Below are 25,000 nucleotides of genomic sequence, written 5' to 3'. Positions count from 1 at the left end.
CCTACTCGCCGCCCGCCTCCGCCGAAAGAGCGGGGTGGCGGAAGGCCCGTGCGGGTGTTCCGGTTCAGGAAGTATACGGCACGGCGGAAGTCGATTTTCAACCGACTCCCCCTGAGGCCGTTGTCGGTGGGCACGGCTCGTCACGGCCGGGGGCTCGTCTGCGACGATGACCACATGGCCGCACCCGAAACACCAACGACTCCCGACGGAGCACGTGTCTCCGCCCGCGTCGGCTCGATCGCCGAGTCGGCCACCCTGGCCGTGGACGCCAAGGCCAAGGCGCTCAGGGCCGAGGGCCGGCCGGTGATCGGCTTCGGAGCCGGGGAACCCGACTTCGCCACGCCCGAACCGATCGTGCGCGCCGCCCAGCAGGCCTGCGCCGACCCCCGCAACCACCGCTACAGCCCGGCCGGCGGGCTGCCCGAGCTGCGCGAGGCGATCGTCACCAAGACCGCCCGCGACTCGGGCTACGAGATCCGCCCCAACCAGGTGCTGGTCACCAACGGCGGTAAACAGGCCGTCTACCAGACCTTCGCCACGCTGCTCGACCCCGGCGACGAGGTGCTGCTGCCCGCCCCCTACTGGACCACCTATCCGGAGGCCATCGCCCTGGCCGGGGGGAAACCGGTGGAGGTTCCCACCGACGAGTCGAGCGGGTACCTGGTGACCCTGGAGCAGCTGGAGGCGGCGCGGACTCCGCGCACCAAGATGCTGCTGTTCAACTCCCCCTCCAACCCCACCGGGGCGGTGTATCCCCCCGAGAGGGTGGCCGAGATCGGCCGTTGGGCGGCCGAGCGGGGGCTCTGGGTCGTCACCGACGAGATCTACGAGCACCTGGTCTACGGCGGTGCCGAGCACGTCTCCATGCCGGTGGCGGTGCCGGAGCTGGCCCAGCGCTGTGTGGTGCTCAACGGGGTCGCCAAGACCTACGCCATGACGGGGTGGCGCGTGGGCTGGATGATCGGCCCCGACGACGTGATCAAGGCAGCCACCAACCTACAGTCCCATCTGACGTCCAACGTGTCCAACGTGTCCCAGCGGGCCGCGTTGGAGGCGGTCAGCGGCTCCCTCGACGCGGTGGCCGAGATGCGGGAGGCCTTCGACCGGCGCAGGCGCACGATCGTCGAGCGGCTCTCGGAGATCCCCGGTGTCACCTGTCCCGAGCCCAGGGGCGCCTTCTACGCCTACCCCTCGGTCAGGGAGCTGCTCGGCAGGGAGATCCGGGGCCGCAGGCCGCAGAGCAGCGCCGAACTGGCCGAGGTGATCCTCGAACAGGCCGAGGTGGCCGTGGTTCCCGGGGAGGCCTTCGGCACGCCGGGCTATTTCAGGATGTCCTACGCCCTCGGTGACGAGGACCTCGCCGAAGGGGTGCGCCGGATGGCCGAGCTCCTCTCCGAGGCGAAGTAGCGGAGGCGACACCGCCGTGTGACGGCACACGCGGCGGAGCCGCCTCACCCGCACCGCGAGGAGTCTCCCCGGTGCGTGAGGCGGATGCCTTGCCAGGCCGGACCGTTCGCCGCGTAGTCCCTACTCAAGAACGGCCCAACGCCGCAAGGCGCCGCCTCACGTGCCGGCTACTCGACCACGTCGGAGGAAGCGCCCGACCCTCTCAGGGAAGGCGGACGAGGGCGTAGGCCCCTCCGAGCACCCCCTGACCCGCGCACTTGGCGGTGAGGGTGAGTTTGACGGTGCCGTCCTCGTTCACGGCGGCGACCTTGCCGGACAGTTCCACGAGGGCCCCCTCCTCGTCGTCCGGCACCACCACCGGACGGGTGAAACGCACGCCGTGCTCCACGATCCGACCCGGGTCCCCGACCCAGTCGCTGACCAGGCGGGTGGCCAGCGCCATCGTCAGCATCCCGTGGGCGATCACGTCGGGCAGCCCGACCTGCCGCGCGAACGACTCGCTGTAGTGGATCGGGTTGAAGTCACCGGAGGCCCCCGCGTAGCGCACCAGATCGCCCCTGGTGACACGGACGCTCGTCGCGGGCAGCTCGTCCCCCTTGTTCACCTGCGCCAACGTCGCTGTCACGCCTGCTCTCCCTCCTCGGCGGTTCCCCGGGCCACCAGGGTGGAGGTGGCCGTGCACACCGGCTCGCCGTCCACGGTGCCGATCTCGGCGCGCACCGTGAGGAAGTCGTTGCCGGCACGGGCCTTGATGTCGTCCACGTGCACCACGGCGGTGAGCACGTCGCCGGCGCGGATCGGGCGGTGGTGGCGGAAGGCCTGGTGCCCGTGCACCACCCGGTCGTAGTCCAGTCCGAGCTGGTCGTCGCCCACCACGGCGTCCTGGGCGGTCATCGCCAGTCTCATCGCGAACGTCGGAGGTGCGATCACGTCCGGATAGCCCGCGGCCCTGGCGGAGTCGGCGTCGCGGTACAGCGGGGAGTCGTCCTTGACCGCGTCCGCGAACTCGCGGATCTTCTCCCGGCTGACCTCGTACGGACTGCTTGGCGGGTACTCACGTCCGATGAATCCTTCGTCGAGCGGCACGCCGGGCAGACTATCGCAGGACGAAATCAGGCCCGCCCCGGCCGTTGCCGGGGCGGGCCTGCACGTCTCGACGAACCCTGGTTCGACCTCGGTCGGCGGCGAAGCCGCCCGCCGGGAACCCGCGAACCGCTCAGCGGGTCTCCTTGTGCACGCGGTGCGCGTTGCACCGGGGGCAGTGCTTCTTCAGCGACATCCGGTCCGGGTCGTTGCGCCGGTTCTTCTTGGTGATGTAGTTGCGCTCCTTGCACTCCTCGCAGGCGAGAGTGATCTTGGGGCGAACATCTGTGGGCGTCTTAGCCACGGGGGACCTCTCTCTCGTGTCTGGAACCGGGCGAGCCCGGTCGCCCGGTTCGCTCCACGTGGATACCGCCCCGGGCCGGGCGGCATCTCTGCCGCAAGAGTAGCGGTGGCCGGATTCGAACCGGCGACACAACGATTATGAGCCGTTTGCTCTGCCCCTGAGCTACACCGCCTCGCGGACAATTCCGCAGGGGTACATCGTACCCTCACAAGACAGCCGCAGCACTCAGTTTACCGAGTACCGCGGCCGCCCTTGTGGAGCCCCAATACGGACTCGAACCGTAGACCTTCGCCTTACCATGGCGACGCTCTGCCGACTGAGCTATTGGGGCGTGCCCTCGCGGAGCGACTACTACTTTACACAACATCCACGAGCCGGTTTCACCGGGGGGTGGGTCTCGACCTCTTCGCAGGTCACGAGACCCAGCACCGTACAGCGAGGGGTGCTCGCCGACGGAGGGAGGCCGCCCTCCCCGCGCGTGCAACGCACGGTGCCGGCGGCCTGTTCCCACCGCGGGAGAGGACTCCTAGATCACGTGCAGGGCGGTCTCCCCCGAGTCGTCGTTGCGCCGATCGTGGGACGTGCCGCTGGTGCGTGCCCACAGCCACGCCTCGAAGCGGTCCTCGGACAACGGCCGCGAGATCAGGTAGCCCTGCGCCGTGTCACAGCACATCCGCACCAGCTGGTCGCGCGCCGCGTCGTCCTCCACCCCCTCGGCCACCACACTCAGCTCCAGCGAGTGGCCCAGTTCCACGATGGAGCGCACCACGGCCATGTCGCTGAGGTCGGTGCCCATGCCGAGCACGAAGCTCTTGTCGATCTTGACCTCGTCCACCGGCAGCTGCCGCAGGTAGGCCAGCGAGGAGTAGCCCGTGCCGAAGTCGTCCACGGCCAGCACGACTCCGAGGGCCCGCAGGCGGCGCAGCACGGGAAGCGACCGGTCCGGGTCGGCCATCACGCTCGACTCGGTGAGCTCGAAGGTCACCAGTTCGGGAGGCACCCCGTGCCGCTCGAAGGCCTCCCGCACCCGTTCGGGGAAGGTCTCGTCGGCCAGGTTGCGCACCGAGAGGTTCACGGCCACCGACAGCCGCAGTCCCCGGTCCAGCCACCCCCGGATACGTCCGAGGGCACGTTCCAGCACGAAGGAGGTGAGTGCGTCCACCAGGCCGGTGGCCTCCACCACGGGGACGAACTCGTCGGGGGACAGCCGCCCGTACTCCGGGTGGGACCAGCGCACCAGCGCCTCGGCTCCCACCACGCGTCTGCTCGGCAGGGCCACCTTGGGCTGGTAGTGCACCTCGACCTGCCCGCTCTCCAGGGCGTGGCGGAACTGGGTCACCAGCTGGAAACGGCGCAGGAATATCTGCCCCATGCTCGGGACGTAGCCCCGCACCCCGTCCTCGCCGTTGCGGGCCGCGCGCACGGCCACGTCGGCGCGCTGCAACAGCACGTCCACATCGCCCTCGGACTCGTCCTCGGCCGGAACCGAGGAGACGTAGCCGACGAAGGCGGTGGCCTCCACCACCAGCCGGTCCAGCGGATAGGGTTCGGCGACGAACTCCCGCAGCCCCGTGGCGATCTCGGCGGCCTGTTCCTCGGTGTGCCCGCCCAGCAGCACCGCGAAGGAGTTGGCCTCCAGCCGCGCGACGGGCACGTGCCCGCCGAGGTACTCGCGCATCCGTCTGCCCGCGGCGACGATCATCCGGTCGCCCCAGGCGTAGCCCAGCGCCTCGCTCACGGTGGTGAGCAGTTCGAGGTCGATCCGCAGCACCACGGCGGTGCCGGTGTCCAGGGCCTCGGCCGCCATCTGCCGGAACCCCGTCCTGTTGAGCAGGCCCGTCAGCGGGTCGTGGTAGGCGTCGTGGCGGAGCCGGGCGAGCAGCCTGCGGTTGTCCATCGCCGTGGCGAGGTGACTGGCCAGGGTGTGCAGCAGTCTGATGTCGGCCCGCCCGAAACCACGCCACCGGCTGACCCTGTCGTGCACCTCGATCGCACCGAGCAGCTGGTTCGTCCCGCGCAGCGGCACCACCAGCGCCTCGTGGGCTCCTCGGAGACGCAGGGCCCGGCTGATCTCCTCCGGGGCGTCACCACGTCGGAACGAGCGCACGTGCGTGCCCGGAAGCTGGAGCAGGGGGCACTCGCGCAGCAGGGTGGCGCCGTCCGTGGCGGTCTCCTCCTCCTGGCCGGCGCCCGCGACCAGGGTGCTCACCCCACCGCGCGGGTCCAGTGACAGGCGCAGCACCACGCGGGTGGCGTTCAACTGTTCCCGGATGCGCTCGGCGACCGGTTCCCACTCCTCGACCGAGACCCGCTCCCCGATCGCGCTGACCGCGGAGGTGTCCGAGGCGGGCAGGTTGCGGGTGGTGTGCTGTCCGGATCGGGCCACGCGCAGGCTGACGTCGCTGAGCGCCTCCAGGTCACGTTGCTCCCGCAGCAGCCCGGAGTAGGCCCGGTACAGTGCGAGCACCCCCACGCCGACCACTGTGACCAGTGCCCATCCCCACCGGGTGTTGACGGCCAGTTCGTAGCCGGCCAGCCCGATCGAGGTGTTGAGCAGTCCGACCACGAAAGTACGTCCGCCGAGCAGCAATCCCGCCGAGGGCCGCATCCCGTTGCCCAGCGCGGACAGCGCGGCCACCGCACAGCCGCAGCTGATCAGCGAGGAGCTGACCGCGCCGATGCCGGCGCAGAGCCAGCCTGGAACCGTGTCCCCGAACAGGTTCCCGCAGGCACCCGCGACCAGGAAGGGAACGGCGATCTCCCAGCACAGCACTCCCGCGTTGTAGGAGACGTGGGTGGCCGCGCGTTTGCCGACCTGGGCCACGAGCCCGGCGACCAGGTTGGCGGCCAGCACCACTTCGAACGGTGCCGTGAGCAGCCCCACGATCAGCGGGATCTCGGTGAAGGAGATCGTCCAGCCCACTCGCTTGGCGTCCACGTCGATGGTCAGCTGCTCGACGAGCAGGAAACCCGCGGCCAGCAGTGGACCGATGACCAGCAGGTCGGGTTCGTACCGGAAGGGGAACAGCCACGAGGTGACCACCGAGACCAGCGCGCCGGTGCCCAGCACGGCGGCGGAGAAGACCGCGAAGATGCGGCGCCGCCGCGGGGAGACCTCGGAACGCACCGGCGGGCGCGGTACCTCCGAGTCCACGGTCGCTCCCGAAGAGCGGTGATGCTCGATCATCCACGCTCCTCCCGCCAAGCGACCCGTCGGAGTCGCGTTACTCAGCGTCGATCGTGACGCACGACAGCCCTGCTTGGCCAGTCTCGGATTGGTGCCATCGTGGGTGACACGCCAAACAGATTACTAGAGGTGGCCACTCGTCGTGGCCGGATCTCGTGGTACGAACCCGATCAGTCGGCAGGCTTTTCGCTCAACCGCACCAGGAAACGGAAACAGGATCGGTTCACACTGGGCAACCACCAGCCACTGTGAACATCGCCGCAGCAACCCCACGGGCCCAGCACGGTACGCCACGAGCCAACACCGAGCGTGATCTCGCGGTCAGTGCGGAATGCCGAATTCCTCGAAGAAGTCCCGTACGGAACGGTCCAGTTGGCTCAGTCCGCTCTCCTCGCTCGGCAGGTGTCCGGAGCGGGTGAGCGGCACCGAGCGTTTCGGAGCGCCGAGGCGGGCGAAGAAGCGTCGCGAGTGCTCGCCCGGGATCCACCGGTCCTCCTCGGGAACGGCCAACAGCACCGGTGGGGAGGTGAAACGCTCCGGCGGAACGGCCGGGGGCAGCCGCAGGTAGGAGCGGAAGAGTTCCAGTTGGATCCGGCGCGCCCCGCCCAGCCCGTCGGCGGTGAACGCCGCGGCGAAACGCGCGTGGTTGGAGACGGCCGTGACGTCGAGCAGCCACCGCAGCGGGACGTCGTGCACCGGGGGTATGAGCGGGACACCGGCGAAGATCCCGGAAAGCACCCCGGCTCCGGGGTTGGCCACCATCCCCTGCCGGACCTCCTCGGTGCGCGGATCGGCCAGCCCGGTGGTCAGCAGGGCGGCGACGTGGTGGGGGATCCGGGCAGCCACCTGGTAGGCGAGCCAACCACCCGTGCCGATGCCGAACAGCACGACCGGCCTGCCGTCCCGGGCCCGTTCGGCCTCGATCAGGTCGAGCACGCAGTGCACCCACCCCAGGTAGGTGATCCGGAAACCGGCCGAGCTCAGCCCGTGGCCCGGAAGGTCCGGAGCCAGGTACTCCAGGTCGGTGAGGGCGGGAAGTCGGGAGTAGGGCGCGAGCATCCTCCCGTAGCCGCCGATGCCGTGCAGCACCAGGAGTTTGCCGGCGGCGTGGGGACGACGCACGATGTCCAGGTGTATCGGCACACCACGCCAGGACCACCACCGCTCCTCCGGGGCCTCCCGCTGCCCGACGCGCAGCCCTCCGGGGAAGAACTCCTGGTAACGCGTCCACTGCGTGTGTTCCGAGTATCCGGCGGCGGCCCCGGTGCCCCGCGCGAACGACGTTGATCGCGAACCGAACCCCACATCACGAACATACGGAAGCGAATCGGGCATGCGCATCGACCGACAGCAGGCAGCCCACCGGCTCGAACGGGCGCGCGTCGCCCGACTGGCCACTGTGGGCCGGGACGAGCAACCCCATCTGGTTCCGGTGACCTTCGCCGTGGTGGGGGAAGGCGTGGCACGGATCGTCACCGCCGTGGACCACAAACCCAAAACCACCACAGCGCTGCGCAGGATCCGCAACATCGAACGGAACCCGAGGGTCTGTCTGCTGGCCGACCACTACGAGGAGGACTGGCAGCGGCTGTGGTGGGTGCGCGCGGACGGGCGGGCCGCAACCCTGGACGCGGCCCAGGCCCCGGAGCTGGTGCGGGCGCTGGGCGCGAAGTACGAGCAGTACCGTCTGCACCCTCCGGAGGGAACCCTGATCGTGATCGAGGTCACCAACGTGACCGGTTGGTCGGCCGGCCGGTGAGCCGGAGCGTGGGGAAGCCCCACAGCGGCCGCGCAGTGCGGTATCCCACTCGGGGTGTTCGTGTTCGAACGCGGCACGGGGCTCCGCGACCGTTCCGACACGGCACTCCGTCCCCCGACCCCGGGACCACGCGGAGTTCCGGGAAGGCGACGAGAAGCGCCCCGCGCTCAACCGGCCTGGGGGTCACCGGGAGCGCGGGGCGCCCCACCGAGCCTACGCACCGAACCGAAGGACTGTCGAGCCGTCCGGGCGGGCGCTCTCGGCGAAGCCGGGGACTCTCCGCACGGGCGCCGCGCGGAGATGCATAGGGTTCTCGGTGTGCAGCAGCAGGATCCCTACTTCGTGCGGGTGCCGACCGAACAACTGTCCCCGCTGGCCCGGGCACTGGACGTGGTCGACCGGCACGCCGAGATCAACGACCGCTACCGCGCGCTCATCCACGACTCCAGAAGGCTGCTGGCCCAGACCGACGTGCGGCTGACCCAGGCCCGTGGCATGGGCAAGAAACTCATGGTGCTCGTCCGTCGCGGTGCCGGGGAGGGCTTCCGGGAGAGCCTGTCCCGGCGGGAACGGGAGGAGTTGGACGCCGGGCTGCGTCAGGCCGACGACCTCGTGTACGGCGACACCCCGGACCGGGGGAGTCCGTGAGCCCGGACGGACGTGTCGCGCCGCGGGAAGGGGAGGTGGACAAGGCCGTGCGGAACGTGCCCGACGCCGAGGCGCACGGCACCCTCGGCGGAGCGGGCACGTACTCCCTCAGGTTCCGCGACCGGCCATCCACTTGCTCATCGCGTACTCGACCAGCGCGATCAGCGCCTCCTTGGTGGAGGACTGGTCCCTGGCGTCGCAGCTGAGCAGCGGGACCTCGGGGCCGACGGCCAGCGCCTCCCGCACCTCCTCCAGGTCGTGCTGGAGTTTGCCGTCGAAGCAGTTCACCCCGATCACGTACGGCGTTCCCCGGTCCTCGAAGAAGTCGATCGCGGAGAAACAGTCCGCCAACCTGCGGGTGTCCACCAGCACGACCGCGCCGATGGCACCACGTACCAGGTCGTCCCACATGAACCAGAAACGCTGCTGCCCCGGTGTGCCGAACAGGTAGAGGATCAGGTCCTCGTCCAGCGACAGACGACCGAAGTCCATCGCCACCGTGGTGGAGTTCTTCCCCGGGGTGGCGGCCAGGTCGTCGATGCCTTGGCTGGCCTCCGTCATGACCGCTTCCGTGGTGAGCGGAACGATCTCGGAAACCGAGCCGACGAAGGTCGTCTTGCCCACCCCGAATCCACCCGCGACCACGATCTTGGCCGAACTGGTGGACGACTTTCCGGTCTGCTGGGGCGCCTTAAAGCCGGCGGAGTCCACTCAACACCCTTTCCATCAACATCATGTGCGGTTCACTGCCGCTGTCGGTCACGGTCTGGTGAACCTCGACCAGACCCTGTTCGGCCATGTCCGCCAACAGGACCTTGGCCACACCGAAGGGCACACCGAGCAACGCCCCGACCTCGGCCACCGAACGGGGCTGACCGCACAGTTGCACCACTGACTGATACTCCTGCCGCAACGGCATGTCCGGGCGGTAACCGGCGCCGGTGGAGACCAGGGTCTCCAGTTCGAGTTCCACGTTGGTCCTGGTGCGGCCACCCGTCCAGGCGTAGGAACGAATGCTGGCCGCGGGTGCGTCCGCGTCGGCGGCGGGCTCCGGCCCACCGCCCTCCGGTGGGGCGGGGAACCCGTCGTCCCCGGTCCGGCCGACCGGTGGCGGGGTCACGGACTGTTCCCGCACGGACTGCTCGCGCGTCGAGTCCGTCTCGTGCTCGGCCGGTTTCCGCTGCCTCCGACGACCGCGTCTGCTGCCGAAGTTCAGCCCGTTGTACACGTCGGCGAAGGTGGCTTCGTCGACCTCGTTGTCGTCATCCCACCCGTACCGTCGCCCGACCTCGTCCTCGCGACGTCCGTCGTAGTCGGAGTTCCTGCTCATGGTGGCCTCACACCAGCTGTTCTGACACGGAGTTCCCCGCACCCTGCAAATGTGAACGCAGTTCGGGCGTGAGGATGCGACCGACGCGTTCGACCAACATCGCCATCTCGTAAGCGATCAGACCCATATCACACTGCGGAGCGGCCAGAACCGTCAAGCAGGAACCGTCGCTGATGGACATCTGCAGCATCATGCCGCGGTCCATCTCCACGATGGTCTCCTTGACGGCCCCGGCCTCGAAGCAACGAGCAGCGCCCTGGGTGAGGCTTAACAACCCCGAGGCCACCGCGGCGAGCTGTTCGGCCCGGTCCTGCGGCAACTTGTTCGAAGCCGTCAGCAGCAGTCCGTCCGCCGACACGACGATCGCGTGTGCGACTCCGCTGACACGCTCGGTGAAGTCGGTGATCAACCAGTTGAACTGGTCGATCTTCGCCTGCTGGGATGACATCGCGCCTCCTTAGATCGATCCGGCGGCGGCAGAGCGGGCGTAACTCGGCCCCACCTACTACTCCCCAGCGCTGTGCCTACCCCTGCGCACACCCTGCTGGAAGCTGGACAGCCGACCCCGTGTCTCGTCCGGTGCCGGTGTGTTCTGCGTGGTGGTCGACTCCGACCTCCCGGAGGGAGGGGCGCTTCCCGGAGCAAGGTGCTGCTTGGGAACACGTCGGGGCAGACCCGCGGAGGTGTACTCCGCGGGCTGCGGGTCCGAAACCGCCGAATCCTGGTGGGCTCGGCCGGTCGAGAAGTTCCACGCGGCGGACTCGTCCATCGGCGACTCCGATCGAGCTGTCCCGTCCTCCTTCCCGGACGACGGGGTCTGCCGTCCTTCGTTGCCGGGGGCAGCACCGAACAGCCCGTTGTCGGCCCGCCCCGGGTGTTGGGAACGCCCGGCGTCCCGACGGGGCAGTCCGGATCCGGTCCGCCCCCCGCCGAAGGCCGCGCCGGCGGTTCCCGCCGGACCCCGCTCGGGCGATGCCGGAGCACCATCCGAGGGGGCACCGTTCGAGGACTGCTGGGTGGCTTCCTCCATCCAGCTGAGGCCACGCCCGCCGGAGGCACCCGCGCCCCCGTCCGTTCCGGACGGGGCGCCGCTCTTGCCGTTCAGCCCGGCTCGCGGAGTGCGGCGCGGCAGCCCCGAGTCCGTGTACCCGCCGGCACCGCCGTGCGGGGCGGGTCCGGCCGGGGCCTGCCCGCCGCGGGCGTCCGCCCCGGCGGCGGGAGTCCCCGAGGGCAGGTCGCCGACCTGCGCGGCGGCCTCCTCGTCGCTCGGCCACTGCCACTGTTCGCTGTCGGGGCGGTACCCCTCCGCCTGGTAGGAGGCGTTCTCGGGAGCGGGCGCGAACCACTGCGCCCCGGAGTTCCCGCTCGGTGCCGGAGGGATCGGCTGAACCACCGTGGGAGCGCTGTCCGAGTAGCGCTGCTCCGGCCTGCCCTCCGGGGCGAGCCCGTCGAAGTACAGGCTCCCCTCGTCGGGGGCGTCCTCGGGGGTCTCGTGGTACTCCTGCCCCTCGGGAGGCTCGAACAGTCCCCGCACCCGACCTTCCGGTTCCAGGTTAGGGAAGGCGGGCACCTGCTCGTCGGGCTGTTCGGTGGGCCACTGCTCGGGGGCGGGCTCGCTCCGGCTTCCGGTGCCCTGCTGGACCGGGATCTCCGGGGAGTGCTCGGGTCCCGTTGGTTGCTCCCGCCGCTGTTCGCCGTCCCCGGGCGAGTGGACCGTCTGCCGGGTGTCGGAGTCTCCGGGCGGCGCCCCCAGGTCGAAGCCGGCTAAACCGCCCTGGAGCACCTGACGGCGGTGCTCACCGTTCACCCGGGAGGAGTCGGCGCGCTGCTCACTGCCGTTGTTGTGCGGATGCGGGGCGGACTCCTGTCCGACGGTCGAACTCCGGTGCTGGGAGGGTCCGGCGGGCGCCGTGGAGGGGCCCGAGGGCGTGACGGAGGCGGAACCCGACGGCCCGGTCGCCGGAGGGGGTGCCGCCGGCACCGAGTGCTGCGGGATCCGGGAGGTGCCGGATCCGCCCCGCTCCGGGATCACCAGGTCCGGCGGAACGTGGACCGTGGCCCGCACACCGTCCACGTCGTCCCCACCGTGCAGCCGCACGGTGATGCCGTGCCTGCCGGACAGCCGCGCCACGACCAGCAGACCCATCCGGCGCGACATGGACAGGTCCTCCTCGTCGAAGGAGGCGAGTCGCTCGTTGGCCTCGGCCAGCTCCCGCTCGCCCATCCCGATGCCGTGGTCGAGCACGTCGATGGTCAGCGAGGAGTCCTCGGACTGGCGGCTGGACACCGTCACCGAGGTCTCCGGGGAGGAGAAGTTGGCCGCGTTGTCCAGCAACTCGGCCATCAACCGGACCAGGTCGCTGCCCGCGTAGCCCACCAGTCGGGCCTCCGGTGGGGACTGCACCACCACGCGCGGGTAGTGCTCGATCTCCGACACGGCGGCGCGCAGCACGTCGGCCAGCTGGACCGGCTGGGTGAACCGGCGGGCGATGTCGCTTCCGGACAGCACCATCAGGTTCTCGTTGTTGCGGCGCATCCGGGTGGCCAGGTGGTCCAGTCGGAACAGGGTGGCCAGCTGGTCGGGGTCGTCCTCGTCCTGTTCGAGTTCCTCGAACAGGCGCAGCTGCCGTTCCAGCAGACTCTGGCTGCGCCGGGAGACGTTGACGAACGACTCGCTGTAGCCCCGGCGCAGGGCGGCCTGTTCGGAGGCCAGTCGCAACGCCTGCCGGTTGACCTCGTCGAAGGCGCGGGCCACCTGGCCGACCTCCTCGGTGGTCTCCACCGGCACGGCGTCCACCTCGGTCTCGACGTCGCTGCCCTGACGGATGCGCGCCACCGCGCGGGGAAGCTGTTCGTTGGCCGCCTCCAGGGCGCCCCGGCGCAGCTGCCCGAGCGAGCCGAGCAGGTTCCTGCCGATCACGAAGATCACGCCTGCGGCGAGGATCAGCGCGGTGACCATCAGCACCGTCGTGGTTCCGGCGCGGTCGCTGGCCTCGTCGTAGAGGTCGTAGGCCCGTTCGTTGAACTGCTCGGACAGCTGGGAACGGACCCGCACCGTCCGTGAGATCAGGTCGTCGGAGAGACCGTTCCACTGGTCCAGGGTCAGCGAGGTGTGGACCCCCTCCACGCGGATGGCGCGCATGAGCTCGTCCTCGGCGGCCATCCAGCGCTCCATCTCCTCGCTGTTGACGACCTCCCTGGCCTGGCGCGGCTCGGCGTTGGCCACGGTCTCGAAGCTGCGCACGCGGGAGTCCAGTCGGGCCCGGGCGTCGTTCAGCGCGTCGCTCAGCGCGGGGTTGAAGTCGCTGCGCGGCAGCGCGGCGTCCACCAGCGCGCGCTGGATGCGGATCTCGTCCTCGGCGCGGGACAGCTCGTGCAACGCGTTGATCATGGTGTACAGCTGCGAATCGTCGATGGTGTTGATGACGGCCCGTTCCATCGACAACAACGAGCTGATGATGTCGTTGTAGCGCCCGATCGCCTCCACCGGCGGCAGTGAACCGGTCAACACGCCCTTGCGCAGCTCCTTCAGCGCGGCGAGGTTCTCGCGCAGCTCGTCGAACTGGGCCGAGGTGACGGGGCTGAACTTCTGGACGTCGTCCAGCACCTCGGGTGCCTGTTCGACGTAGCCGGTGACCTTCTCGTACTGCTGCCGGTACTCCCGTCCGGCCCCGGGGGCTCCGCCCAGCAGTTCGGCCGCCTTGGTCCGCTCGGCCTGGAGTCCGGTCAGCAGCGGCTGGATCCGGTCACGTGCCGTCGCCAGACGGCTGATTTCCTCGTAGCGGTTGGCCTTCGAGACCTCGGCATGGATCTGGAAGGCGCCGAGCGTGAGCACGAAAACGATCGGCACCAGAACCACCGCGCCGAGCTTGACCGGGATGCGCCAGTTGCGCCAGTCGGTCAACGCCGCCCGTCGGGTTCCCCTCGACCTGTTCCGCGCGGTCGAGGCATCCGAGTCCTGTTCCCGGTTCGCCCGTCCTGCCGCCGCGCTCACAAAAGCCCCCGGAGGTCACGTCGTTCGTCCTGCTCTGTCACGGTGCGGGCCCCTTCCGAACGAACAAATCGTAGGAGAACAGCGTCTGCCACTCGGCCGAGTGAAGGCTTATCTACCTGTGCGCCGAGCGGATCTGAGCTCATCGCAGATCGTTCCGGTTCGCAATATTCTCGGCGAAGGACCCCCCGGCAGTACTCTCCGTCATCAATAGTCGCGTACCGCAAGGAGCGACCCCACCGGCCTTTTCAAACAGGTGACACGCAGCCTGTGGCCACCCTGGATTGTAAGGATGCCGATCAAGGTACCGAGCGTGGGGCGCGTTTTCCAAACTCCGGCGCTCGGAGGGTGAAACCGATTGTCATCAAGATCATCCTTCGTGGCCCGACGCGTCCGCCCTCCCCCGTCGAGGGGTGTGGGACAGCAGGAAACCCACTGACTCTAACCCGTGGCGCGCGAGATGAAAACAGGTACAGTCACCGGGCCGTCGTGGCTTCGTGGTACTCATCGGTAATGACCCATGAGCTGCGTACATCGCACAGTGAGCAGTCGCGGCCCCGCATCCGGACACCCCCTCGGGAACCCGGGTGGGGCCAACACCGGCAGGACCGGGCATTCCTCCGTTAGCAGGAGTGGTCCGTAGTATGTTCCGCCGAGTCGGTCGGATCCGGTGGAGCACGGCGACTCCCCACGGAGGACTCGGTCGGACCTGCTCGCCGACGCGGTTACGCCGACGCGACACCGAATCGGAACAATACTCGTCGACACGGTTCACCGACTTCGGAAGAAGGGCGCATGAGCAACACGACCCCGCCACCGCTCCGGACCCGTCACGGACAGCGCAGCGACAAAACACACGCCTCCTTCGGAGGGATCGACAAAAGCGCCGCGCGCAATGTCGGCAGCACCGGCCCGGATTTCGTCGGAATCGCACGCTCCGCCGAATTCAGTGAACTGCGTTCACGTACGAAGTGGTTCGCCCTGTCGATGACGGCATTGTTCCTCGCCCTGTACGCCGGGTACGTGCTGCTCGCCGCCTACGCACCCGATTTCATGGGCGAACCCGTGTTCGGACACGTCAATGTGGGCCTGCTGCTCGGAATCGGTCAATTCGTCTCCACACTTCTGATCACCACGTTATACGTCCGCTTCGCCGCGCGGAGAATCGATCCCGAGGTCGACCGGATCCGGGATACCGCCGCAGGAGGTCAGCAATGATCACACTGGCTCAGGAGGGCTCGCCACTGGGCGACAGCAGTCCCGCCGTGAACATCACGGTGTTCGCGGCGCTGATCGTGCTCACCCTGTTCGTCACCTACCGCGCCAGCAGCCGAAGCGACACCAGCGACTACTTCGCGGCCGGCGGGACCTTCTCCGGTGCGCAGAACGGAATCGCCCTCTCCGGCGACTTCCTCTCCGCCGCCTCGTTCCTCGGCATCGCGGGTGCCATCGCGGTGCACGGCTACGACGGTTTCCTCTACTCCATCGGCTTCCTCGTGGCCTGGTTGGTCAATCTCCTGCTCGTCGCCGAACGCCTGCGGAACACCGGGCGTTTCACCATGGGCGACGTGCTGAGCTTCCGGATGCGACAGCGTCCGGTGCGGGCCGCGGCGGCCATCTCCACCCTGTTCATCACGATCGTCTACATGATCGCCCAGATGGCCGGTGCCGGGGACATCGTGGCCCTGCTGCTGAACGTGCGCAGCTCCTCCGGGCAGGCCCTGGTCATCACCGTCGTCGGCGTGGTGATGGTGCTCTACGTGCTCATCGGCGGCATGAAGGGAACCACCTGGGTGCAGATCATCAAGGCGGCCATGCTGCTGCTCTCCGTGTCGCTGATCACGCTGTTCCTGCTCGGCAAGTTCGGTTTCAACCTCAGCACGCTGATGGAGCGGGCCGCCGACAACAACCCGCTCGGTGAGCGGGTGCTCGCCCCCGGTGCCCAGTACGGGGAGAACGCGGTGACCAAACTGGACTTCATCTCGCTGTCGATGGCCCTCGTCTTCGGCGTGGCCGGGCTGCCCCACGTGCTGATGCGCTTCTACACCGTCCCGAACTCGCGGGAGGCCCGCCGCTCGGTGGTGTGGGCCACCTGGCTGATGTCGGGGTTCTACCTGTGCACGCTGGTCATCGGCTTCGGCGCGGCGGCACTGGTCGGTGTGGAGACCATCCGGAACGCCCCCGGCGAGGAGAACTCCGCGGCGGCCCTGCTGGCCCACGAGATCGGGGGGACGGTGCTGCTCGGGGTGATCTCGGCGGTGGCCTTCGCGACGATCCTCGCGGTCGTGGCCGGGCTGACCCTGACCGCCTCCGCCTCCTTCGCCCACGACTTCTACGCCAACGTGGTGCGCGGAGGACGCGCCGACCCCGAGTCCGAGGTCCGGGTCGCCCGCATCACGGCCCTGGTGATCGGCGGGGTCGCCATCATCGGAGGGATCCTGGTCAACGGACAGAACATCGCCTTCCTGGTGGGGTTGGCCTTCGCCATCGCGGCCTCGGCGAACCTGTCCACCCTGTTGTTCACCCTGTTCTGGAAGCGGTTCAACACCACGGGAACGCTGTGGGGCATGTACGGCGGGCTCGGTTCCTGCCTGCTGCTCATGCTGTTCTCGCCGGTGGTCTCGGGCGAGCCGGACTCCATCGCCCCCTCGGTCGACTTCAGCTTCTTCCCGCTGAGCAATCCCGGGCTGGTGTCCATCCCGATCTCGTTCCTGTGCGGGATCATCGGCACCTTCCTGCACCGGGACAGCGCCGACCGGAAGGACTTCGCCGAGATCGAGGTGCGCTCGCTCACCGGGATCGGCTCACGCGACGTCGTGCTCTGAAGTCCCCGTGGGTGCGGGGCCACCGCCCGCACCCACCGAGGGCTCATCCGCAGAGTCTGCTCACGAACTCGGCGACCACTCTGCCGAGTTCGGTTCCCGCGTCCTCCTGCAGGAAGTGCCCCGCGTTCTCCAGGGTGGTGTGGGGCTGTCCGGACGCCCCGGCAACCTTCCTCCGCAGCACCGGCCCGATGGGACCCGTGATGGGGTCGCTGTCGGAGAACGCGGTCAGCAGGGGGATCTCGCTGCGGGAGAGCACCTCCCAGGCCGCCCGGTTGGCCTCGGTGGCCGGGTCGTCCGGGGTGGTCGGCACGAGCGTCGGCATCACACGCGGGCCGGCCTTGTAGGACTCGTCGGGGAACGGAGCGTCGTAGGCGGCACGGACCTCGGGCGGCACCGGACGCACACAGCCGCTTTCGACCAGTCGCCCCACGTCCAGGTTCTCCGCCTGTTCGACCGTGCGGCGGAACCGCCACCACACCTCGGGCATGTCACGGTCACCGGTGGGCATACCGGTGTTGGCCGCCACCGCCCCGAGGAAGCCGTCCTGGTTCTCGGCCAGCAGCCGCAGCCCGATCAGCCCGCCCCAGTCCTGTCCGACCATCGTCACCTCACGCAGCCCCAGCACGTCGAACACCAGGGAACGCACCCACTCCACGTGCCGCGCGTAACTGTGGTCGGACCGGTTCACGGGTTTGTCCGAACGGCCGAATCCCACCAGGTCCGGGGCCACGGCGCGGATCCCGGCCTCGGCCAGCACGGGCAGCGCCTTCCGGTACAGGAAGGACCAGCTCGGTTCTCCGTGCAGCAGCAGCGCCACCGGACCGTCGGCGGGTCCGGCGGTCACATAGGCCATGGTCAACGTGCCGCCGTCCTGGTCGGGCACCTCGGCGCGGTGCACCGGGTAGTCGAAGTCGACGACGTCGGCGAAGGCCTCTTCCGGGGTGGTCAACACACGCATGGGCGGACGCTACAGTACCGGCCCGTCGAGTGTTAACGGGAAACGAGGACTCCTTTCGGGAAGATCACCGCACCAGCCCCGGTTGCGGAAGCGGGGTATCGTCCCCACGGGAGCCGGAGAGCGGCTCAGCGGGTGAGTGAGCCGCTTGCCCGGCGGGTGCGGCCCCAGTTCAACACCTGTTCCTACCGGGGCACCGACGAAGCGAGCAGAGCCTCGAGAGCGCGACGCACCGCCTGTGATGCCGCCGCCGGGGACAGCTCGCACCGCTCGACAAGGTGGTGCCGATAGGCCCAGCCGGTCGTCGCGTCGACGAGATCGAGCAGCTGCTCGTCCTCCTCCGTCGCTCGCCTGAGCTCGGGGGCGAACAGTGCCGCCAGGCTCTGCCGGATCCGCTCGTCGGCGGCGCGCATACGCTGATCGACGGCGGGTACGGCGTAGGCTTCGAGCAGCCCCAGTTTGCGGACGTTGTGTTGCAGTCCGAATATGCCCTCTCCCCAGCTCACCGCGATGTCGATGCGCCGGTCGAGCGGAAGAGTCGGATCGACGGGTGTGAGCAGGGCTTCGACGTATTCGGATTGCTGCTCGGTCACGGCGATCAGCAGATCTTCCCTGTTGGGGAAGTGCACGAAGATGGTGCGCTCGGAAACACCCGACCGCCTCGCGAGGGTTTTGGTGGTGGGGGTGATGTCCCCCTCCCGCACGGCCGCCAGCAACGCGTCGATGATCGCCTTGCGTGTCTGCTGTGGGGCACGTCTACGCCGCGCACTCGCTGCGCCAGTGGGCATGGGCTCCTCCGGTTTCACTCGTTCCGTGTGGGTGGGCGACGTTCACGCGGTCGGTCCACGGAAGTGGTCGTCGCTGTGGATGGTCGCACCGGCCGTCTCCTCGAAGCCGGGGCGGCGCCGCCCCGGTCACCGTCGGTGGCTCCTTCCCCCGCGATCGTGACCGAGAACAAGTCGGTCACTTTTGCAGTCAGACTGCAATTGTGGTTAGTCTCGTGGTGGCTATTCCCAACATCGTGGGTCTCCGAGGAGGAGCGATGAACGACAAGGACCGGGACAACGACCGCGCTTCCGGGAAGATGCCGCGACGCTCGGTGCTGGGCGCCGCGGGGCTGACGACGGCGGCCTTCGGCGTCGGCGGCCTCGCCGGTTACGGTCTGGGCGCCTCCGAGTCGAGCGGTGGAGCACATCCGTCGAAGACACGAACCGAGCCTTCCGAGCACATCACCGAGGCGAACAAACGAGCCGCTGCCGAACTGCCGTTCACCGACCGGGCCGACTTCGAGGACGCCGACCGGGGATGGATCGCTTCGCTGGAACCGGGTGTCGTCCGGGACGAGGACGGCAACGTCGTGTGGGACAACGACTCCTACGGCTTCCTGAGCGAATCACGTCCGTCGTCGGTACATCCGAGCCTGTGGAGGCAGTCACAGCTGACGTCCAAACAGGGCCTGTACGAGATCGCTTCCGGCTTCTACCAGGTCCGGGGGCTCGACCTCTCCCACATGACGTTGATCGAGGGTGATTCCGGGATCATCGTGATCGATCCGCTGATCTCGAAGGAGACCGCGGCGGCGGGGCTGCGGCTGTATCGCGAACACCGCGGTGACCGGCCGGTGACGGGGGTGATCTACACCCACTCCCACATCGACCACTTCGGGGGCGTCCAGGGAGTGGTGGACCCCGAGACGGTGGACAACGGGGACTGTCCGGTGTTCGCGCCACGGGGTTTTCTCGAACACGCCGTCTCGGAAAACATCTATGCCGGTACGGCCATGGCACGCCGGGCGGCCTACATGTGCGGCACGGCCCTGCCACGGGGCCCGAAGGGCCAGGTCGGTTCCGGGCTCGGACAGACCACTTCGACGGGAACGGCCACCCTGATCCCCCCCACCCACGAGATCACCCACACCGGCCAGGAAGAAACCCTGGACGGGGTTCGGATAGTGTTCCAGCTGACCCCGGACACCGAGGCGCCGGCGGAGATGAACTTCTACTTCCCCGAACGGCGGATCCTGTGCATGGCGGAGAACGCCACCCACACGCTGCACAACCTGATCACACTGCGCGGAGCGCAGGTCCGCGACGCACATGCGTGGGCCAAGCACCTCACCGAATCGATCAACCGCTACGCCCGCCACTCCGACCTGGTGTTCTCCTCGCACCACTGGCCCGTGTGGGGGACCGAGCGCATCGTGGAGTACCTGACCCTGCAACGCGATCTGTACGGTTATCTCCACGATCAGACACTGCGGATGCTCAACCAGGGGTATGTCGGCGCCGAAATCGCCGAGAGGATACAACTTCCCCCGGCGCTGACCAAGAAATGGTTCACCCACGGCTACTACGGTTCGGTCAGCCACAACGTCAAGGCCATATACCAGCGCTACCTGGGATGGTTCGACGGCAACCCCGCCCATTTGTGGGAACACCCTCCGGTGGAGGGAGCCAAACGACATGTCGAAGCCATGGGAGGCGCGGACGAAGTGCTGGGCAAGGCCCAGAAAGCCTATGACGAAGGGGACTACCGCTGGGCCGCGCAACTGGGCAATTACGTGATATTCGCCGACCCCGACAATACGATCGCCAAGCATCTCCAGGCCAGCACGTTCGAACAACTCGCCTACGGGGTGGAAAACGCCACATGGCGCAATTTCTACCTGTCGGGTGCCCACGAACTGCGCAACGGACCCTTCGGAACCCCGACCGAGGTGGACCAGAAAAACGTGCTCTCCGCGCTCACCGTCGAACAGGTCTTCGACGCGATGGCCCTGCTCGTCAACGGCCCCAAGGCCTGGGACACCACAGCCGTCATCGACTGGCGTTTTCCGGAGGAGAACCGGACCCACCGCAGCGAACTGAGCAACGGTGTACTCGTACACTACGACCACCACACCGGCACCGAGTTACCGTCGGCGGAAGCCACGGTCACACTCTCCCGCCAAACACTGATCCACCACGTACTGGGTGACGGCGACATCGGGCAGGCGGTGAACGACGGCGACATCACCATCGACGGTGATGCGGGTGCCCTGAAGAAACTGCGTGGTCTGTTCGACCAGCCCGACCCGAACTTCGGGATCGTGACCCCCACGTAGAAGCCGCGTCCGTTTTCCGTCCCGGAGACGGAACGACTGTGATCACTTTTCCGGTGCTGGGACACCGTGGGTCATACTGCCGACGGAGACCGGTGAACGAACCGAGCTTCGAATATTTCGGTTCTCGGGCCGGGAGAATCGAGGAATCAGCGAACTCGGCGAGAACAGTGCGATCCTGCCGTTCAGCGGGACCGCATGGTCCACTTTCCTCGACACGATCGCGGCCTCCTCGATGAATGCCCCTCGTCGTGACGTCCCGCTCGGTGCCACCGGGCGGGGCGTGTCCGTCTCACCACCCGATGGGACCTCGTGCGGAACCTCGTGGCCAGGGCCGAGCGCACGGTAGCTGCCCCTGGGGCAGCAGGAGGGAATTCTCTTCTCCCGCCTCTTTTCTCTCCCCCGGTCGGTCGATGCGGTGAAACACACTGAACCACTAGCCTACTTTCTCTGAGTATCACTCTCCTGTCGTGGAGGTTCAGAGCGGGCAAACGTGACTCGGATCGGGACGGACAGGGCACTCCACAACCGGACAAGTGGGAGAACTGGGACACCAAGGACGACGGCAACAAGCACGACGAACAGGACGAGTAGAGGCACCGCACGTGAGTGACCCGAACGAACTGCTCACGGTGCCACGGGAGCTGTTCGTTCCCCCCGTGGTGTGGGTGGACGATCCCGCCACCGACGGATTCGTCTCCGTCTCCCGCACCGAGGACGAACCGCGATGGCGCGCCTTGGTGGAGACCGACGGGCCGGTCGTCACCCAGGTCGACGACGGGAGGACACCACCGGGCGAGGTGGGTCTGCACCCGTCCAGTTCGTGCAGCCAACCCTACCTCGTCGCCGCCATGCTCGACGCTCTCGACGTACGCCCCGGAGACCACGTACTGGAGATCGGCACCGGCACCGGCTGGAACGCGGCGCTGCTCAGCGAGCTGGTGGGCGAACACGGACACGTCGTCTCGGTCGAGGTCGACGCCGACCTCGCCGAGCAGGCCCGCCGCCGCCTCACCCGCGCCGGACACACCCCGCTGGTCGTGACCGCCGACGGCACCGAGGGACACCCACCCCACGCCCCGTACGACCGGGTGATCTGCACCGCATCCATCCGGGAGATCCCCCGAACCTGGATCGAACAGACCCGCTCGGGCGGAGTGATCGTGACCCCCTGGGGCACCGACTACGGCGACGACGCGCTGACCCGGTGGGAGGTGCACGAGGACGGCTCGGCCTCCGGGCACTGCGGAACGAGTCTGGCGTTCATGCGTCTCAGGAACCAACGCCGGAACTTCCTCGTCCCCACGGAGCAGCAGATCAACGAGGCCGAAACCTCCACCACCCGTCGTGGCGGTCGGGAGCTGTACGAGATGGTCACCTTCTGCCAGGCGTCCTTCACGATCGGGCTGCGCGTACCGAACTGCTACCTCACCGTCGACGACCTCGACCAGGATCATCGCGCCGTGGAACTGCACGACCCGCGCTCGACATCGTGGGCCCGGGCCAGCCTCGTCCGAGGCGAACACCCGTGGACCGTCCACCAACTCGGCCCCCGTCGACTGTGGGACGAGGTCGAAGCCGCCCACCACTGGTGGAGCGAAGTCGGAAAACCCCCGCCACGGCAGTACCGGCTGACCGTCTCCCCCGACGGCACCCACACCGTGCGGCTGCACACCCCGCACGGTGAACACCGCTGGGCGGTAACGCCATAACGTCGTGAACCGGTGACGAAACCGACGGGAAGAAGCCACCGAACCAACCCGGCTTTGTCGACATATCGTCAGCGGCCAGCCGCTGGGGCCGGGTTCGGACGGGGCCAGGCGGGGACGGAAGACCGTCCGGGCGTGTATTTGGCGCACGCCCTCTCGTTCTCGGCCCGCAGTGATCCGTTCGCAACCCGAGGAAGGTTCGGTGGGTGGACGGTCTCAACTGCCGTAGTGGTATCGGCAGGCGGCGATACGAAGCTCGTCATCGACGATCTTGTACACGAGCCGATGTTCGTCGGTAATCCGACGGGACCAGTACCCCTGGAATCCGTACTTGAGGGGTTCGGGCTTGCCGATGCCCTCGTTCCCGTTGCGCTGGATGTCCTTGATCAGTGTGTTGATGCGTTTGAGGACCTTGCGGTCCTGAGTCTGCCACCAGACATAGTCGTCCCAGGCAACCTCATCCCAGACAAGCTTCACTCGTCCAGGTCCCTCACGATGCCGTTACCGCTTTCCAGTCGATCGATGGAGCCCAGCAGCCGACGGGCGTTCTCGGGACTCTTGAGCAGGTAGGCGGTCTCACGCAGCGATTCGTAGTCGTCGAGAGCGACCATGACCACCGGTTCGTGGCCGGCCCGAGTGATGACCACCTCCTCCCGGTCATCGGTGACGCTGTCGAGCGTCTCGGCATAGCGCGCCCGCGATTCCGAGTACGACATGGTCCTCATGCCCCACCTCCTTACGTACAAAAAATTGTACGTATCTGGCGGGAGGGGGCGCAACGTCAGAACCAACCGGGCTCGCCGAACGGGCCGGGCACAGCGTCGGGGTCCTGCTCCGCGTCTACGCCAAGTGCCTCGATGGCGGCGAGGAAGCAGCACGGGCGCGGGTCCAGCGGGCGCTGGAGGGCCGCTGAGATTTCGGCGCGTATTTGGCGTGAATGATCGGATACCGCCGGACAGTCCCGGACATAACCGGACGCACAAGAAACCGCCCCCTGTCCTGGCTTCGCAGGTCAGGGGGCGGCTGTCCCAGTGTGCCGGGTAGAGGATTCGAACCTCTGAAGCATAACGCGGCTGATTTACAGTCAGCTCCCTTTGGCCGCTCGGGCAACCCGGCTTGTGTCCGCAAGCCACCCTTCGTTGGCTTGCACCGAAATCATACACATCGGCGCGCGCGCCCTCGCAACGGGGGGAGGTAGCGTGTCCGGGCACCATCCCCTACCCCCGGTGAGGAGGAACCGAGCATGGCGGACCCGTCGTTCGACGTCGTGAGCAAGGTCGACCGCCAGGAGGTGGACAACGCGCTGAACCAGGCGGCCAAGGAACTGGCGACCCGCTTCGACTTCCGGGGCACCGGCACCACGATCAGCTGGTCCGGGCAGGACGCCGTGACCCTGGAGTCCGAGACCGAGGAACGCTGCAGGGCGGCCATCGACGTCTTCAAGGAGAAGCTCGTCAAACGCGGCGTCTCGCTGAAGGCACTGGACATGGGCGAGCCAACCCGCTCCGGACAGGTCCACCGGGCAAGCGGCACCCTCAAGCAGGGCATCGACCAGGAGACCGCCAAGAAGATCTCCAAGAAGATCCGGGACGAGGGCCCCAAGGGCGTGCAGGCCCAGATCCAGGGCGACCAGCTGCGGGTCTCCGGCAAGAAGAAGGACCACCTCCAGGAGGTGATCTCCCTGCTGAACAACAGCGACTTCGGGGTGGCCCTGCAGTTCGAGAACTATCGTTGACACCGTGAGCGCCCGCCTCCGCCTCCGGGCGGACGGGCCCGAACCTGCTGTCCACGGGAAGGAACGGTGTGAAGGGGATCGTGCTCGCCGGAGGCAGCGGAACCAGGCTGCACCCGATCACGCAGGTCGTTTCCAAGCAGCTGCTGCCCGTCTACGACAAGCCGATGGTGTACTACCCGCTGTCGGTGCTCATGCTGGCCGGAATCCGGGACGTCCTGCTGATATCCACCCCCGCCGACCTCCCGCTGTTCCGCAGGCTGTTCGGCGACGGCAGCCACCTGGGACTGCGCATGGAGTACACCGTGCAGCCCGAGCCCAACGGGCTGGCCGAGGCGTTCGTGCTCGGCGCCGACTTCGTGGGCGAGGACTCGGTGGCCCTGGTGCTGGGCGACAACATCTTCTACGGCCAGGGGTTCTCGACACTGTTGCAGCGCAGCGTCGCCGAGCTGGAAGGATGCACCCTGTTCGGCTACGCGGTGCGCGACCCGCAGCGCTACGGCGTCGGGGAGACCGACTCCGAGGGGCGGCTGGTCTCCATCGAGGAGAAACCCACCCGTCCCCGCTCGAACAAGGCCGTCACCGGCCTGTACCTCTACGACAACGAGGTCGTGGAGATAGCCCGCTCCCTGCGCCCCTCGGCCCGGGGAGAGCTGGAGATCACCGACGTCAACGCGGAGTACCTGCGAGCGGGCCGGGCCCGGATGACCGAACTCGGACGCGGCTACGCCTGGCTGGACACCGGCACCCACGAGTCCCTGCTGGAGGCGGGCCAGTTCGTCCAGGTCCTGGAGAACCGCCAAGGGGTGCGCATCGCCTGCCTGGAGGAGATCGCGCTGCGGATGGGCTACATCTCCGCCGAGCAGTGCTACGAGCTCGGCCGGGGACTGGCCAAGTCCGGCTACGGGCACTACGTCATGGAGGTGGCCCGCGGCTTCGCCGAGACCACCCCGGAGGACTGAACCCCGGG

At 68.2% G+C, this 25,000-nt stretch carries 22 protein-coding genes and 3 tRNA genes; 9 read left to right on the top strand and 16 right to left on the bottom strand.

Going from position 1 to position 25,000, the window contains the following annotated elements:
• Positions 1-174 precede the first annotated feature (174 nt).
• Positions 175-1,407, top strand: coding sequence for a pyridoxal phosphate-dependent aminotransferase (locus CEP50_RS08140; protein WP_106113319.1), 1,233 nt, complete (start codon positions 175-177; stop codon positions 1,405-1,407).
• Positions 1,408-1,609: 202 nt separating this feature from the next.
• Here CEP50_RS08140 and CEP50_RS08135 read toward each other — a convergent pair whose 3' ends face one another.
• The 7 genes from CEP50_RS08135 to CEP50_RS08105 form a co-directional block, all read right to left on the bottom strand.
• Entirely contained in the window at positions 1,610-2,032 is a 423-nt protein-coding gene (locus tag CEP50_RS08135) for a MaoC family dehydratase (RefSeq protein ID WP_106113318.1), read from the bottom strand.
• Positions 2,029-2,493 (bottom strand): MaoC family dehydratase N-terminal domain-containing protein, encoded by a 465-nt coding sequence (locus tag CEP50_RS08130; protein WP_106113317.1) that lies wholly within the window; start codon positions 2,491-2,493, stop codon positions 2,029-2,031. The genes CEP50_RS08135 and CEP50_RS08130 overlap by 4 nt, the downstream gene beginning before the upstream one ends.
• Before the next feature lie 130 nt (positions 2,494-2,623).
• Positions 2,624-2,794, bottom strand: a complete 171-nt coding sequence (rpmG, locus tag CEP50_RS08125) for a 50S ribosomal protein L33 (protein WP_019852766.1) — start codon at positions 2,792-2,794, stop codon at positions 2,624-2,626.
• A gap of 100 nt (positions 2,795-2,894) precedes the next feature.
• A tRNA-Met gene (locus CEP50_RS08120) sits at positions 2,895-2,966 on the bottom strand.
• 83 nt (positions 2,967-3,049) lie between these two features.
• Positions 3,050-3,125 (bottom strand) — tRNA-Thr (locus tag CEP50_RS08115).
• Between the two features lie 195 nt (positions 3,126-3,320).
• A complete protein-coding gene (locus CEP50_RS08110) occupies positions 3,321-5,981 on the bottom strand; it encodes a putative bifunctional diguanylate cyclase/phosphodiesterase (protein WP_106113316.1) in 2,661 nt (886 codons plus the stop codon).
• Positions 5,982-6,302: 321 nt separating this feature from the next.
• Entirely contained in the window at positions 6,303-7,286 is a 984-nt protein-coding gene (locus CEP50_RS08105; protein ID WP_106113315.1) for an alpha/beta hydrolase, read from the bottom strand.
• A 28-nt stretch (positions 7,287-7,314) separates the two neighbouring features.
• Between CEP50_RS08105 and CEP50_RS08100 the strand changes: the two genes are divergently transcribed.
• Both CEP50_RS08100 and CEP50_RS08095 read left to right on the top strand, forming a co-directional pair.
• Entirely contained in the window at positions 7,315-7,740 is a 426-nt protein-coding gene (locus tag CEP50_RS08100; protein ID WP_106113314.1) for a TIGR03668 family PPOX class F420-dependent oxidoreductase, read from the top strand.
• A 318-nt stretch (positions 7,741-8,058) separates the two neighbouring features.
• A complete protein-coding gene (locus CEP50_RS08095) occupies positions 8,059-8,388 on the top strand; it encodes a hypothetical protein (RefSeq protein ID WP_106113313.1) in 330 nt (109 codons plus the stop codon).
• Positions 8,389-8,496: 108 nt separating this feature from the next.
• Here the strand turns inward: CEP50_RS08095 and CEP50_RS08090 are convergent, their stop codons facing one another.
• From CEP50_RS08090 to CEP50_RS08075, 4 genes are read right to left on the bottom strand one after another with little or no spacing between them, the layout of a single operon-like run.
• Entirely contained in the window at positions 8,497-9,099 is a 603-nt protein-coding gene (locus CEP50_RS08090) for a GTP-binding protein (RefSeq protein ID WP_106113312.1), read from the bottom strand.
• Positions 9,080-9,718 (bottom strand): DUF742 domain-containing protein, encoded by a 639-nt coding sequence (locus tag CEP50_RS08085; RefSeq protein ID WP_106113311.1) that lies wholly within the window; start codon positions 9,716-9,718, stop codon positions 9,080-9,082. Before CEP50_RS08085 ends, CEP50_RS08090 begins: the two co-directional genes overlap by 20 nt.
• A 7-nt stretch (positions 9,719-9,725) precedes the next feature.
• The gene (locus tag CEP50_RS08080) at positions 9,726-10,166 is read right to left on the bottom strand and encodes a roadblock/LC7 domain-containing protein (RefSeq protein ID WP_019852759.1); all 441 of its coding nucleotides are present in this window, start codon (positions 10,164-10,166) and stop codon (positions 9,726-9,728) included.
• A 57-nt stretch (positions 10,167-10,223) separates the two neighbouring features.
• Positions 10,224-13,712: a nitrate- and nitrite sensing domain-containing protein gene (locus CEP50_RS08075; RefSeq protein ID WP_258175037.1), complete on the bottom strand. Its 3,489-nt coding sequence runs from the start codon at positions 13,710-13,712 to the stop codon at positions 10,224-10,226.
• Positions 13,713-14,504: 792 nt separating this feature from the next.
• Here CEP50_RS08075 and CEP50_RS08070 point away from each other — a divergent pair.
• Complete coding sequence (locus tag CEP50_RS08070; protein ID WP_106113309.1) at positions 14,505-14,927, top strand: DUF485 domain-containing protein; 423 nt, start codon at positions 14,505-14,507, stop codon at positions 14,925-14,927.
• Positions 14,924-16,534 carry a solute symporter family protein gene (locus CEP50_RS08065; RefSeq protein WP_106113308.1) on the top strand — a complete coding sequence of 537 codons (1,611 nt, stop codon included), beginning with the start codon at positions 14,924-14,926 and terminating at the stop codon, positions 16,532-16,534. Before CEP50_RS08070 ends, CEP50_RS08065 begins: the two co-directional genes overlap by 4 nt.
• A 43-nt stretch (positions 16,535-16,577) precedes the next feature.
• Here CEP50_RS08065 and CEP50_RS08060 read toward each other — a convergent pair whose 3' ends face one another.
• Positions 16,578-17,492 (bottom strand): haloalkane dehalogenase, encoded by a 915-nt coding sequence (locus CEP50_RS08060; RefSeq protein ID WP_106113307.1) that lies wholly within the window; start codon positions 17,490-17,492, stop codon positions 16,578-16,580.
• 182 nt (positions 17,493-17,674) lie between these two features.
• Complete coding sequence (locus tag CEP50_RS08055) at positions 17,675-18,277, bottom strand: TetR/AcrR family transcriptional regulator (RefSeq protein WP_106113306.1); 603 nt, start codon at positions 18,275-18,277, stop codon at positions 17,675-17,677.
• 254 nt (positions 18,278-18,531) lie between these two features.
• Between CEP50_RS08055 and CEP50_RS08050 the strand changes: the two genes are divergently transcribed.
• Positions 18,532-20,592, top strand: a complete 2,061-nt coding sequence (locus CEP50_RS08050) for an alkyl/aryl-sulfatase (RefSeq protein ID WP_219905383.1) — start codon at positions 18,532-18,534, stop codon at positions 20,590-20,592.
• A 602-nt stretch (positions 20,593-21,194) separates the two neighbouring features.
• Positions 21,195-22,301, top strand: a complete 1,107-nt coding sequence (locus CEP50_RS08045; RefSeq protein ID WP_106113305.1) for a methyltransferase domain-containing protein — start codon at positions 21,195-21,197, stop codon at positions 22,299-22,301.
• Positions 22,302-22,514: 213 nt separating this feature from the next.
• Here CEP50_RS08045 and CEP50_RS08040 read toward each other — a convergent pair whose 3' ends face one another.
• The 3 genes from CEP50_RS08040 to CEP50_RS08030 form a co-directional block, all read right to left on the bottom strand.
• Positions 22,515-22,775, bottom strand: a complete 261-nt coding sequence (locus tag CEP50_RS08040) for a Txe/YoeB family addiction module toxin (RefSeq protein WP_106113304.1) — start codon at positions 22,773-22,775, stop codon at positions 22,515-22,517.
• Positions 22,772-23,023, bottom strand: coding sequence for a type II toxin-antitoxin system Phd/YefM family antitoxin (locus CEP50_RS08035; RefSeq protein WP_043570278.1), 252 nt, complete (start codon positions 23,021-23,023; stop codon positions 22,772-22,774). Before CEP50_RS08035 ends, CEP50_RS08040 begins: the two co-directional genes overlap by 4 nt.
• 309 nt (positions 23,024-23,332) lie before the next feature.
• A tRNA-Tyr gene (locus tag CEP50_RS08030) sits at positions 23,333-23,414 on the bottom strand.
• A 127-nt stretch (positions 23,415-23,541) separates the two neighbouring features.
• Here CEP50_RS08030 and CEP50_RS08025 point away from each other — a divergent pair.
• Positions 23,542-24,033, top strand: a complete 492-nt coding sequence (locus CEP50_RS08025) for a YajQ family cyclic di-GMP-binding protein (RefSeq protein WP_106113303.1) — start codon at positions 23,542-23,544, stop codon at positions 24,031-24,033.
• Positions 24,034-24,101: 68 nt separating this feature from the next.
• Complete coding sequence (gene rfbA / locus CEP50_RS08020) at positions 24,102-24,992, top strand: glucose-1-phosphate thymidylyltransferase RfbA (RefSeq protein ID WP_106113302.1); 891 nt, start codon at positions 24,102-24,104, stop codon at positions 24,990-24,992.
• The last annotated feature ends 8 nt before the right edge of the window (positions 24,993-25,000 follow it).

It is taken from the genome of Actinopolyspora mortivallis (assembly GCF_003001495.1).
In the GTDB taxonomy this organism is placed as follows: domain Bacteria; phylum Actinomycetota; class Actinomycetes; order Mycobacteriales; family Pseudonocardiaceae; genus Actinopolyspora; species Actinopolyspora mortivallis_A.
This window is presented reverse-complemented; position numbering and strand designations above follow the sequence as displayed.